Genomic DNA, 12,628 nt, shown 5'->3' on the forward strand with positions numbered 1-12,628 from the left:
CTACCGGTACAAAGGCCCGAACGCCGAGCAAGCCCGATAATCTGCGCCCAACGGCTCGTTGATGCCGAACGCCGTCCAGGCGCTTGGCCGGAATACGCGGTCTTCGGGCACATTGTGCATGCAGACCGGGATACGCAGCATCGATGCCAGCGTAATCAATTCGGCGCCGACATGGCCGCTGCTGACGGCACAGTGGTTGGAGCCCCAGTTATTCATAACGGAGTACACGTCTTTGAACGCGCCTTCTCCGGTCACGATCGGAACGAACCATGTCGTCGGCCACGTCGGATTCGAGCGCTGATCGAGCACATCATGGACTTCCAGAGGAAGCTCGACGGAATATCCTTCGGCAAGCTGCAGCACAGGCCCGACACCCTTGATCAAGTTGATCCTTGCCATCGTCATCGGCATGCCGCCGCGCGTCGTAAAGTCTGTCGAATACCCGCCCCCGCGGAAAAAATCGACCGCCGGGCACCACTGCACAGCGTCCATACATGTTTGAGCCTCTTCATCGCTGATGTCCCAGAACGGCTTCATGGCCGGCTGCCCATTAAGCATTTGCTCACCGGTTCCATCCAACGCCGCAGGCCCCGAATTGATCAAATGAATGACGCCGCCCGCAGCCGCCCCCGTCAGCTCTTGCCCGGTCACGCGCTTCACGGCTTCCGGACTCCAGTACGTCCTCACATCGGCAAAAATTTGCGCGCTGTTCGTCAGCAAATGCCCGAAAAGCATCGTTACCGCATTGAGATTGTCATTTTCGGTAGACAGCATGAAAGGCTCGCGAATGCCGTTCCAATCGAACGAACTGGTCAAAATCGCCTCCATGAAATCGCCGTTCGGAAAATGATCCGTCCAAGCCCGCTGCCCTTGGAAGCCTGCGGCAATCGCATTGCGCCCCATCGCTTCCTCCTCGTAGCCCATCTCGGCGAGCTTCGGATTCCCGATCATCAAATCGCGGGCAATGAGCGTCATTTTCACGACCGTTTCCCAGTCCTGCTCCTTCTGCTCGGCCGTCCGCTGCAGCTCCGGCGGGTTGACGTCCGCTCCGGTCCGGCAGTTCTCCTTCGTCCAGGCAAGCGCTCTGCGATATTCGTCCTTGTCATAAATTTCGCGTTCCATCCGCCGCACGAATTCCGACATGTCCACATACTCATTGCGCATGCCCAAATATTCCTGGAAAAACGTCTCGTCCACGATGCAGCCGGCGATACCCATCGATACGGTTCCCATCGCCAAATACGATTTGCCGCGCAGCGTCGCCACCGCCAATCCCGCTTTGGCGAACTGCAGCAGTTTGGCCTGCACGTCCTCCGGAATGGAGCTGTCTCCGATATCCTGAACGTCTTTGCCGTAAATGCTGAAGGCCGGAAGCCCCTTCTGATTGTGGGCGGCGAGCGCCGAAGCCAGGTACACGGCGCCGGGGCGCTCCGTCCCGTTGAAGCCCCAAACCGCTTTCGGCATGGAAGGGTCGGTGTCGATCGTTTCGAGCGGATAGCACCAGGACGGCGTTACGGTAATTGTCAGCCCGACGCCTTCCTTGCGGAATTTTTCCGCCGCTTTCGCCGCTTCGGCCACGCCGCCGATCGTCGTATCGGCAATGACGCATTCCACCGGGTGACCGGACGAATGGCGCACATGTTCGCTCAAAAATTGAGCGCAAGCTTTCGCCATATTCATCGTCGGCTCCTCCAGCGATTCGCGGATACCGCCCCGGCGGCCGTCGATCACCGGACGGATTCCGATTTTCGGCAAATCTCCTTGCAAACGATTCGTGAACACCGCTGTACTCATCGATCATTCCTCCTGAAAGTAGGCTTGTTTGAGTTAGTTTTTGTACTGTTTGGCATAAGCTTTGGACAAAGCGTACAACTGCCTGACTTCGAGGCGGTTCGTCGCCGTAAATTCCAGATGATTTTTGGAACGGCTCACGTAGTTGGAATAAACGCCTTCCAGCATCAAGTAATATTTGGCGTTGACCGGGTACAATTGTTTTTCAATCAAGGAGGCTATGCTTAAAAACTGGATCAAGTGCTCGGCCTCCTCAGCCCGCTCCGCCCAATGACGCATCAACCAGACGTACAAATCGGGATGGAAATTCGCCATAATGCCGCTGTATCCCGTAATTCCAAGCTTGATCGTTTCCAGCAGCGTCGCCGTGTTCGCGTTATATATTTGAAGGCCTGTGCCTTGGACAGCTTCCATTTTTGCTTTTATATTTTCCACATCGCAGCTCGTATCTTTAAGAAAAAGGAATCTGCCGGTGTCCGCCGACCATTTCAACAATTCGGGGGAAATCAGTCTTTTGTAAGGAAACGGGCATTCATAAAACCCGAGCGGGACGTCCGCCGGAATTTGTGCAAGCAGCTTCTCCAGGTTGCTTTTGAAAACCTCGTCCGACTCGTCCTGCTGCGCCAGCCTGTTCGTAATCAGCACCAAAGCGTCAATTCCCGTCGCGGCGATCGCATTCAGCTCTTCCACCTGATCTTCCATCGTTTCCGCGATATGGCCCGAAGCTATGACAGGGACGCGTCCCGCTGCCTTCTCTTTGACAAAAGCCGCAACCCGAACCCGCTCCTCCAGGCTCAGAAAAAACATTTCGCTGGACTGGCATACCGCAAAAAGGCCGTCCACCCCGTTGCCGATATACCACTCAATCGCCCGTTCCAGAACTTCGTAATCAACCTCGTTTTCCGCTGTAAAAGGAGTGACCATCGTCGGCCACACGCCTTGGGCAAGTGCTTTCATCCGTTTCTCCCTCTCATTTCGATATAAATGAAATATTCGTGCTAATACGTTATGCTAAAACGTTTTGCTAATACGTTTTTATTATATTTATAAACCGTTTTCACGTCAATTCTTTCTTTGTAAACGCAAAAAAACGCCTGATTCGGCGTGCGGATGATACGAAAAACCGGATTGCAACCTGCAGCACAGGCCGACTCCGGTCATGATAGGTTCGACCGCCTTCAACCAAAAACCGCGCGGCATAGAGCCTTCCCGGTTGTTTTGATTGGCGCTTCGATTTCTATAGCAAGCTCCATTTTAAAGACGGAGACGATGATGACGCCGCTTCCGGTATTTGCGGATAAAACCCCAAATCAAGTACGGCCACGATTCTCTCCTTTTCCGATACGCCAAACTTTTGGCAATACCTGCGATCAAACATCCAGTCATAGAAAGAAACCTTTACACCCAGCGTCTTTTCCAAAGCCAGCAAATGAAAATTTTGAATGAGACAGAACACGGCGGCCAAATTCTCATTCTGTTTGTAAGTATCGTTTTCGTCCTTTATCGTCATAATTAGATGGGCCGGCGCCTGTTTATGAAAAAAATCCAATTCCCCCTTATTGTCGTATCCGATAAAAATAAATCTCCACGGCTCCCTGAGCCGATGATTCGGGGCCCATACCGCATGGTTTAACAGTTCAAGCACAAGTGCCTGCGGAACCGGACGCATTTCAAATCGGAGGTCGTGCAGCGGCCCAATAAGCCTATCCATCAGCTTCATCGTATTGGATCGGATCGGAATCCGTCTTTGCCATCACAATGACGTTGGCAGGCACCTCCACAAAACGCTTGCGATAGCTCTCGGCCAGCTTGCCCAGAACCAGTCTGGCCATTTTGCTTTCCTGCACTTTTTCCATTAAGTAGTCAGCCAACCGTTCCCGCGCTTCGAGAGTACCTGCATAGACATAGCGCCAACGTGCTTCTCCATCATAAGGACACAGTTGTTCGGCTTTTTGCAGCAGCTTGATGACCAATTCTTGCGAAACCGGCACGCTGTTGAATTTCCGGATACTTCGCCGTTCCCTGATTAAATGTTCCAAACTCACGCTTTGTCATCCCCCTAATGCAATCAATGTCTGATTCTGGTCACATCTTAATCGAGAATCATTATCAACGTCAATGGCGGGTGGGAAAGTGCCATAAATAGTCCGGTTAATCGCCTATTTTGGCAGCCTCGCGATTTTTAAGTCCCATCGTCTGTTCGCGTTCCAATAAACGAAAAAGGTCCTGGACAACGGCAGCTTGATCGGGATTGAGATTAGATCGGATGCCCGCCCATAAAATGGAAGAGAGATGCCGCGCTCCAGTCCGCTTGATCTATGTTATTTTTTGCAAGCATATCCTTGGAAAAAATAAGCAGGCAGCCTGTAAGCGGCTCATCCGATTCATTTTCCAGCCAACGATGAATTTGACCGGGGGAAATCAGACAGAGTGAATGCGGAGAGTAGCTGTACCTTTGAAAATCGATTTGAAACTTCCCGTAACCGCCGGTGGCCCAAAAGATTTCAAAACAATCATGCCGATGCGGAGCAAGTACGTCCGAATTATATGTAAGCTGTTCCAAACTTAATGACAGCAGCCTGAAATTGCGAGCTTGCAGCGACACGCCGGATATAATAGGAACGGTTTTGCTCATGGTCTTCTCCTCATCCAAACGACATGTAAAGAATAGTTTAGCGAAAACAATTCTCACAATCAATGCAATGAAGTTTAGGCGAACAAACTGACTAGATTGCCGTCGGGGTCTTTCACGATCGAGTATCGTTGTCCCCACACGGCGTCCCAGGGCTCGCGGTGACAACTGTATCCATGCTCCGTAATTTTAGTGTACAGCTCGTCTACCGCATCGCGGCTGCCGCACAGAAAGGCCAACTCAATTCGATGTCCGGAAGGTTCCTCCCATCCGCCGTACACATCTTCAATGATTTCCCGCGTGTCGAAGGCCAGCCGGAAACCGTTTTGCTGCACATCTACATGCACTTGGCTATTTGCACTTTCCGGAATTTCGAGGCCGAGCAAACGATAAAAATCCAGCGCCTTCTTCATATCCTTCGTCACAATGCCGACCATCCTAAACCAAGCTCACGATCGAAGGTTCTCCTGATGTGCCGTTCGCTGAAACTCAGCTTGTCCGCCAACGCCGACATTGAAATCGTCCCTTTGCTAGCATACAAGTATTGCATGCCGGCAAGCAGCAGCCGATCTGAGGAATCGTCGCTATTGGAGAGCAAGCGAAGGAATGTGCGTTCTGCGACGTCGATCATATCCCTCACGGTCAAAGCGGACAGAATCCCTTCGACCATCTCCAGCGCTTTGGCTCCCCAAACTTCCTCCAGATAGACATGATGACCGATAAAAACGGTGACTGGACATTGCAGCAGGCGCTGCGCCATCTCCGGATAAAAGCGGATGCCAAATAGAGATTGCGGCTCCGAAAAGCTCATTACCTCATATCGGGTCATCAAGCCTTCGATAAACGCGGCCTTCCGGGCAGAGGCGGAGTGTCGGTCGATAATCATGTCCACGCAGCCGTCAGGTATGATACGGTTCACTGCGGATGCGTGGGAATCTATGGTCCAATAACAGGCAATATACGCAGCCAGCTTCTCACAGGGCGCATATTCCCGATAGCTGAAGCCTGCAGGGAGCATATCGCGCTGAAGTCCGGGCGGCTGCACGGGGCGGTATCGCTGCATCATTGTTTATATGGCACCTCCAAACTTCATAAGTTCAGGGCGAGCGGATTCCTTCAAATGCGCAAGCGACCAAATGCTGGACGTATGAATCGTCCAATTTTTCACCTGTTACCAACAAGCGATAAAAAATCGGTCCGTAAATGAGATCCGTGCTTAATTCGGTATCGAGATTTTTCTTCAATTCCCCGCGCTGAACCCCCCGCTCCATAAGTTGCCGGGCCTCAAGCCGGCGAGGCCGGAAATATCGGGCCCGATATTCCTCCGCCAATCCTGAATCAATCTGCCCTTCGCCGATTAACTCGGCAATCACCATACCCTCTCGACTTGTCAAAAACCGGACTAAATTCGTGGCATGAATGAGAATATCATCGAATACTGATCCCGTGTCAGGCACGGGCAGTCTTGCCGCAGCGGCAGACATAAAACCATCCATCACCACGGCGGCCTTGTTAGGCCACCATTTATAAATCGTAGCTTTGCTGACCTTGGCACGATCAGCAATTTTTTCTACCGTGACCGCTCCAAATCCATTTTCCAATAAGAGATCATAAGAAGCGGTCAGGATCGACTTTTGCGTTTCAACATTACGCGGACGCCCTCTTTTTCCTTTTTCTTGCACCCGAACCCTCCCCTTTTTTGGGCTGCATGTTTGAACAACAGGTACATAAACTATACGTTCAGTATACTAAAAATGAAATAAAAAGAAAACGCCACTACATTATCGTAGTGACGCCAGACTGTTGAAAAACTCGCACGCAGGAGATAGCACATCTGCTTAACGTGGAGAAAGCCTGCAAATGTGCAGGTTTTTGCTCGCGGATACGCCTGCAGCGAAATATTCCTGCACATGTGCAGGTTTTTTTGCTGCTGCACGAGCTCAGCCCCATTTTAATCGGGAATTCCGCACAATTGCAGGCTTTTCCTCAAAAAGAGCTTCATGCACGGAAAAAGCCTGCACTTTCGCAGGCTTTTACGTTTGCCAAGCCGCTTCACGTCAAGCACCCTCCGGCTGCGCCGATAAAGTGTCGCGACTTTCTCGATACTCTAGCGCCGCTGCGTTATCGTAGTGACGCTTTCTTTTTAAGACCCAGGAGTCTGTCCGATAATGACAGCAATTATGCATCGTGAGAGGCAATATACGCAATCCTGATTTACCACGATATGCACAAAAGTAGCTCCGTCCGACAGACTCCTAAGGGATCTGCCCCCTGACCCCACCGCTGCCAGGGAAGCGATGGGGGTTCTGTACATTTGCATTACGAATACCTTGTGGGACAAGGCTTTTTCAATTTTACACCTACGTTCGTGAGTGCTACTGCGCTCTGTCTTCCACCTTCTGCTTAAGTGAATTTGATTAGCTTGCCTCGAATCCACTCGGCAGTCTGCAACCATCGTTGCACAATCGCCACTGTCTTCGCTCCGGTGCTGCCGCGCTTTTTTCAGCTTAACCTTGAGTGGCGTTCCCGTTGTCGATCAGCTTGGCTTTGATCAAGAACCGTTGTACAATCGCCGCAGTCTCGGCCCGGGTCAGATTGCCCATTGGCTCCAATCCTTCCGACGAGCCCTTCACAAGACCGTTCTTCACGGCCGCAGCAACGGCCGGCTTCGCCCAAGAAGCTACAGCCCCCCGGTCTGCGAACGGGGACAGCAAGGATTCTGCATCACTCGCAGCTGTCTCTAGCCCCGCCAGCTTCATCGCCCGGGCCATGATCACCAATGCTTCCTGCCGGTTAATGGTCTGAGCGGGATCGAACATCCCGTTCTTGTAGCCTTCGATCAAGCCATACTCCGCAGCCTTGGCTACGGCCCCCGCATACCAATCGCCGGGCTTGATATCGGTGAATGCGCTGCTGCTGCCGTTGTCGGCCAAGCCCAACGACCGTACGACAATCGCCGCGAATTCCGCCCGCGTAATAGAAGCATCCGGGTTATAGCGGTACGCATCCACACCCTTGACAATCATCCGCGAGGCCATATCGTTCACGGCCTGCTTCGACCAATGCCCCTCTACATCCACAAATGTCTTCGGATTCCAGATCAGTGAATAGTCGCTGTTCGTGAGACTGTTCACTACCGCATAATGCTTTCCTGCCCGAGTCTTGATGAAGGTTGGAACATGGCGAACGCTGCCATCCGGATTCACTACCGCAGCCGTTGTCACCTTGCTTGGGTCGAGGCCGTCGGGAAGCGGAATTTCGCGTTCCACGTAGCTGCTGAAGTGCTCCACGCTTACCGTTTTGCCGTTGTAAGAGGCCGTCACCTTAAAACTGACAGGCGGAACCACGATTCCATAGTTTCCTTGAGTCGCCGCAGTCTTTGCGAGATCCGCCACGGATTCATCGCTCTTGGCAATGTCCACATGAACGACGATGTTCGACAACCCGACCTGTGTTCCCAGTTTGGAGGAAACCTCGTCGATAGCGACTTGCTGCGCCGGCAGCTTGTAGATACCGTTTGGCGTCTGTACCTCCAGGACTACCTGCTTGGTTGCCATGCTCTTCACCGCGTCGCCGGTCAATACAACCGACACCTTCTCCACACTGGCAGTCACAGGAACGACCACGGTGGATTTGTCTGCCGCAAGTTTCAACTGTTCAACCAGCTTGGCTTGGTCGACAGTGGCCGTCAGCACGTTCTTGCCGTTCTCCTTGGCAATTGCGCCTGTGGCAATTTGCTCTTTCACCACGCCGTCGACGATGACTTGCAGGCCATCTTGCTTCTCGACGGTTGCGCTTGAATTGGTCGAAGAAGAAGATGAAGAATTGCCCGAACCCGAGCTGTCCGAAGAATTGCTCGTCCACTTCGCATAGAGCGTCACATTGGACGTTACCGTATCCGTCGCAAAGTTCCACGCATTCGTCCACGCCGCGTCCTTGTACCACCCTGCGAACGTATAACCGGCCTTCGTCGGCGCTGTCGGCTTGTTGATGGTCGCACCGCTGTTTACGGTAATGCCGCTAACCACGCTGCCTCCCTGCGTATCGAACGTCACGGTGTATTGAACTGCCGGAATCGCCGTCCACTTCGCATAGAGTGTCACACCAGCCGTTACCGTATCCGCTGCAAAATTCCACGCATTCGTCCACGCCGCATCCTTGTACCAGCCTGCGAACGTATAGCCAGCCTTCGTCGGCGCTGTCGGCTCGCTGATGGTCGTACCGCTGTTTACGGTAATGCCGCTAACCACGCTGCCTCCATACGTATTGAACGTCACGGTGTATTGACCTGCCGGAATCGCCGTCCACTTCGCATATAGCGTCACATTGGACGTTACCGTATCCGCTGCAAAGTTCCACGCATTCGTCCATGCCGCATCCTTATACCAGCCAGCGAACGTATAACCGGCTTTCGTCGGCGCTGTCGGCTCGCTGATGGTCGTACCGCTGTTTACTGTAATGCCGCTAACCACGCTGCCTCCCTGCGTATCGAAGCTGATCGTGTACTGCACCGGTCCTTCGCTCACCGTGACCTTGCCGGTCGTCAGTGTTGCTTCCATTTCGTTTGCTAGCGAATCCGAGATTGAGAAATGGCTCAAATCTTCAGTCCGCACCGTCAATGGCTTGTCCCCCGCTGTCGTCCCGCTCTTGATTTTGAAGCTGACAGTGAACAGCTTCTCTCCCGCTGCAATCGGCGTATCTCCGGCATCACTGTCCGCCCACACGGCTTTTAGCCAGCCCGTGCCGTTATCGTAGTTGGAGTCGAAGTAGTCTCCCGCTTCTCCCGTAATCTTCGTTACTTCCAACGCTGCCGAGTCAAAGTCGATTTGTACGCCGTAAGCCCCGATTCCATACGTCGAGCTGGCTACCGTTACCGGCACGTTAACCGTTGACCCCGGTGTTCCGCTCTTTGCGCCGATCTCAATATGTGCCGCGTTCCGCGTCCACTTCGCATAGAGCATCACATCGGACGTTACGGTATCCACGGCAAAATTCCACGCGTTCCTCCCTTCCGCTTCCTTGTACCAGCCTGCGAACGTGTAGCCGGCCCTTGCCGGCGCCGCCGGCTCGCCAATCGTCGTGCCGTCGCTCACATGGGTGATGCTGTCAACCCCGCTGCCTCCCTGCGAATCGAACGTCACGGTGCGAGTTCCGGCAATCACGTTGATCTTGCCCGCTTCCACATTTGTCAATGGGAGGTTTCCCCCCTCATAGAGATCGTGCTTGGGCACATTCAGCGCCAGTTCCCCAGGCTGTGCGGTATTTTTGATTTTGAAATGAAGGGTGAATACTTTCGTATTATCAGTCATGATGGAGTATTCGACCAGATTGGCTCGTACGTTGACCGTACCGGCATTGGAGAAATCCGGCACGAAGGTATCGCCATTTTGATTAACGCCTAAATTGTTGGTAATTTCATTTCCCTGCACCAGCTCCAGTGACCCGGGATCGAATGAGATCGTAATGTCATATTGGTTAATTAAGTCGATCGGCGTCAGATATACTGCCGCTTCAACGGTACCTCCCGGACTACCTTCCGCACTGCTTACCTTGAGAGAGTTCTTCGGGTCCGGTGCGCCGGCCGCCAGCGTACTGAAAGACAGTATCATGCTGACAGCAAGTATGATCGAAATCAGTTTCTTCCAATGCATTTCATCAGCCCTTTCCTGCAACGATCGCGAGAATTGCTTTTACATCGGCTTCGTCCCATCGCCCGTCACCGTTCATGTCCAGTCCTTGCAATTGCTCCGGCGTCAGCGTGATCTTGCCCTTGATATGCTGGGTCAGGAGCAGCGCATCGGCAGGGGTTACGGACCCGCTTCCATCCGCATCGCCCATGACGATCTTCGAATAGTACGCCGTGTACAGAACGTCCGCCGTTACTGTCGTGGCCGCTACCTGCTGGCTGTTGAGCTTTGTAAGCCCTCCGTCACTGCTCCAGCCTGCAAATCGGTAGCCGTTGGCAGGGGTAACCGCCGGCACCTCCGCAGGATGCCCTCCGATCGTCACCTGCTCGCTCGTTCTGTTGATCGTGCCATGATCCCCGGGCGCGTAGCTCACCGTCGCATTCTGCGGCGTTGAGTCGCTGACCGCAATCTCCAGTGTCTGCGCCGTTCCCGCACTGAACGTGAAGGCCAACCTCGTCGTCCCAACCGATTGCGCGGCCAAATACTCCTTCTTGATCGTCACCGTATTTCCGCTTACCGTATAGTCCACGCCCGCTCCCAGCACCGAGGATTGGTTACTGATGCCGGTCAGTGTATTTCCATTCAAGGACAGCGTAACATTCACATCGGTATAATCCGCAGACGAGGCATACTTATCGAAGCTTGCGCCGGACGGATCGATTGTGCTGTTCGGCTGCACGGTTCGCTTTAGAATGATTCCGTTCTGACCCACCACCACATAGGTGTTGTTGCCGTAACTGACTTTGTTAAGTTCTTCCTGGGTACCGCTCGCCAGCGGCGTCCAATTCATGCCGTCGGTCGAGGTTAAAATAACCCCGTCTTTTCCCACGGTTACAAAAGCGCCATTACCGTAGCCCACGCCGTTAAGTATGCTCTGTATTCCGCTGGTTTGCGCGACCCAATCCACACCGTTGGTTGAGGTCAGGATCGTTCCGGTATCTCCCACCGCTACAAACTTGCCGTTGCCGTAGCCGATGCTTTTAAGATTGACTTGTGTGCCGCTCGTTTGCAGCGTCCAGTTCTCTCCATCTGGCGAAGTGATGACCGTGCCTCCGGCGCCTACCGCCACAAACAGATGACGACTATAGCTGATGCCATTGAGCGTGTTCGTCGTGGGACTCGTGACTTCAGTCCAGGTTGCTCCGTCAAGCGAGGTCCGGATTTTGCCTCCATATTTGACCGCTACAAATTTCCCCTCGCCGTAGCTCAAGCCATAATAAGAATCCGTCCACGCGCCGCCTGACGCTTGACTTGTCCAGGTTGTTCCGTCCGTTGAAGTCATGATTCTGCCGCCAGATCCTAACGCCACGTATGTGCCGTTGCCATAGCTAACGTCTTCAAGACTGATCGACGAATCCATTGCTTGCTTCTGCCATAACGCACCGTCGCTGGAAGTCAGGAGCGTTCCGTAATACCCTACTCCCACGAATTTGTTATTGAAGAAACCGATGCCTCGAACGGGCTGTGTCGTGCCTTGAATCCGACTCGTCCATGTCACACCGTCGGCAGAAGTCAGGATCGACCCATAAATGCCCACCGCCACAAAGATGTTGTTGCCATAGGTCACAGCATTCAGATTGTTGGTCGTACCACTGCTCTGCGCTTGCCAGTCGTTTGCGTAGTTGGAGGCAGTGTAGACCTTACCACCGATCCCCACCGCGACATACTTGCCATTCCCATAAGTGACGCCAGAGAAACCGTCTATGGCGGCGCTGCCCCTGTTCTTGCCAATTGCCCACGCCTGCCAGTTAGTTCTCGAGAGAAAAGTCGAATAAATAATCCCTCCCTGACTGCCTACCACCACATACTTGTTGTTGCCGTAGGCAACGCCGGTATATCCTTCCCAATTCGTATAAGCGCCCCCGTCAGTCCAAGTCACCCCGTCATCCGAGATCACCCGTGTTGGGGACGCTCCTGTCGCAAGAAACCAGCCGTTGCCATAGGTGATGGCCATGAGCCTATCCGTTGTAACGCCTGTTATTTCTGTCCATGAAGATGCGTCGCTTGAGACCAGAATCTTTCCCGACCCTCCCACCGCCACAAACTTGCCTCCACCGAAAGCGACACCCAGAAGATTGGTGGTGCCGACTTGCTGACTTGACCATATGACCCCATCGGTTGAAGTGAGGATATACCCCCAGTTTCCCACCGCCACATATTTGCCATTCCCATAAGTAACCCCGTTAAGAATAGCGTTGGAATTGCTTCTTTGGCTGCTCCAGGTTATTCCGTCTGTGGAAGTTGCAATCGTCCCGTTTTCTCCCACCGCCACGAACATGTTGTTGACGTAAGCCACGGCGTTAAACGTATTGCGCGTGGGCAAAGGACTCCGGAGATCCCAGCCGTACGAACCGGCTGTCGCATACTGCGGAATCATGGCTCCTATGATCACGAAAGCCAGCATAATTGAAAGCCATTTTTTGAGCGCCGCCATTGTCTTTCTTCACTCCTTTTCGATTTAGCCCGATCCGGACCCGTTGCCGGGACCTGAGAAGGGGACCTGGTTGATTATGCCAAC

Annotated in this window: 10 protein-coding genes; all 10 read right to left on the reverse strand. The window is 53.2% G+C overall.

All coding sequences use genetic code 11. The annotated features are described in order from the left end of the window. Positions 1–1,794, reverse strand: a complete 1,794-nt coding sequence (locus AC6RNO_RS19560) for an L-fucose isomerase (protein ID WP_497106452.1) — start codon at positions 1,792–1,794, stop codon at positions 1–3. A 33-nt stretch (positions 1,795–1,827) separates the two neighbouring features. After that, on the reverse strand, positions 1,828–2,748 hold the full coding sequence (locus tag AC6RNO_RS19565) for a dihydrodipicolinate synthase family protein (RefSeq protein WP_474681920.1): 921 nt from the start codon (positions 2,746–2,748) through the stop codon (positions 1,828–1,830). A gap of 280 nt (positions 2,749–3,028) precedes the next feature. After that, on the reverse strand, positions 3,029–3,502 hold the full coding sequence (locus AC6RNO_RS19570) for a nitroreductase family protein (RefSeq protein WP_497106453.1): 474 nt from the start codon (positions 3,500–3,502) through the stop codon (positions 3,029–3,031). Then, entirely contained in the window at positions 3,495–3,836 is a 342-nt protein-coding gene (locus AC6RNO_RS19575; RefSeq protein WP_497106454.1) for a nitroreductase family protein, read from the reverse strand. The genes AC6RNO_RS19570 and AC6RNO_RS19575 overlap by 8 nt, the downstream gene beginning before the upstream one ends. 212 nt (positions 3,837–4,048) lie before the next feature. Next, positions 4,049–4,426, reverse strand: a complete 378-nt coding sequence (locus AC6RNO_RS19580) for an AraC family ligand binding domain-containing protein (protein ID WP_497106455.1) — start codon at positions 4,424–4,426, stop codon at positions 4,049–4,051. A gap of 74 nt (positions 4,427–4,500) precedes the next feature. Further along, positions 4,501–4,860 carry a VOC family protein gene (locus tag AC6RNO_RS19585; protein WP_497106456.1) on the reverse strand — a complete coding sequence of 120 codons (360 nt, stop codon included), beginning with the start codon at positions 4,858–4,860 and terminating at the stop codon, positions 4,501–4,503. Continuing rightward, positions 4,845–5,489, reverse strand: a complete 645-nt coding sequence (locus tag AC6RNO_RS19590; protein ID WP_497106457.1) for a DUF6597 domain-containing transcriptional factor — start codon at positions 5,487–5,489, stop codon at positions 4,845–4,847. Before AC6RNO_RS19590 ends, AC6RNO_RS19585 begins: the two co-directional genes overlap by 16 nt. Before the next feature lie 31 nt (positions 5,490–5,520). Further along, complete coding sequence (locus tag AC6RNO_RS19595; protein ID WP_497106458.1) at positions 5,521–6,105, reverse strand: TetR/AcrR family transcriptional regulator C-terminal ligand-binding domain-containing protein; 585 nt, start codon at positions 6,103–6,105, stop codon at positions 5,521–5,523. Between the two features lie 825 nt (positions 6,106–6,930). Next, positions 6,931–10,074 carry an InlB B-repeat-containing protein gene (locus tag AC6RNO_RS19600; RefSeq protein ID WP_497106459.1) on the reverse strand — a complete coding sequence of 1,048 codons (3,144 nt, stop codon included), beginning with the start codon at positions 10,072–10,074 and terminating at the stop codon, positions 6,931–6,933. A 4-nt stretch (positions 10,075–10,078) separates the two neighbouring features. Next, positions 10,079–12,544: a X2-like carbohydrate binding domain-containing protein gene (locus AC6RNO_RS19605; RefSeq protein WP_474681929.1), complete on the reverse strand. Its 2,466-nt coding sequence runs from the start codon at positions 12,542–12,544 to the stop codon at positions 10,079–10,081. Positions 12,545–12,628 lie beyond the last annotated feature (84 nt).

This window comes from Paenibacillus sp. sgz302190 (assembly GCF_059820445.1).

What these genes read in the sequence shown, in the direction of transcription:
- AC6RNO_RS19600 (WP_497106459.1), bottom strand. Translation starts at nt 10,074, where the DNA reads ATGCATTGGAAGAAACTGATTTCGATCATACTTGCTGTCAGCATGATA.
- AC6RNO_RS19570 (WP_497106453.1), bottom strand. Translation starts at nt 3,502, where the DNA reads ATGGATAGGCTTATTGGGCCGCTGCACGACCTCCGATTTGAAATGCGT.
- AC6RNO_RS19585 (WP_497106456.1), bottom strand. Translation starts at nt 4,860, where the DNA reads ATGGTCGGCATTGTGACGAAGGATATGAAGAAGGCGCTGGATTTTTAT.
- AC6RNO_RS19560 (WP_497106452.1), bottom strand. Translation starts at nt 1,794, where the DNA reads ATGAGTACAGCGGTGTTCACGAATCGTTTGCAAGGAGATTTGCCGAAA.
- AC6RNO_RS19580 (WP_497106455.1), bottom strand. Translation starts at nt 4,426, where the DNA reads ATGAGCAAAACCGTTCCTATTATATCCGGCGTGTCGCTGCAAGCTCGC.
- AC6RNO_RS19565 (WP_474681920.1), bottom strand. Translation starts at nt 2,748, where the DNA reads ATGAAAGCACTTGCCCAAGGCGTGTGGCCGACGATGGTCACTCCTTTT.
- AC6RNO_RS19590 (WP_497106457.1), bottom strand. Translation starts at nt 5,489, where the DNA reads ATGATGCAGCGATACCGCCCCGTGCAGCCGCCCGGACTTCAGCGCGAT.
- AC6RNO_RS19605 (WP_474681929.1), bottom strand. Translation starts at nt 12,544, where the DNA reads ATGGCGGCGCTCAAAAAATGGCTTTCAATTATGCTGGCTTTCGTGATC.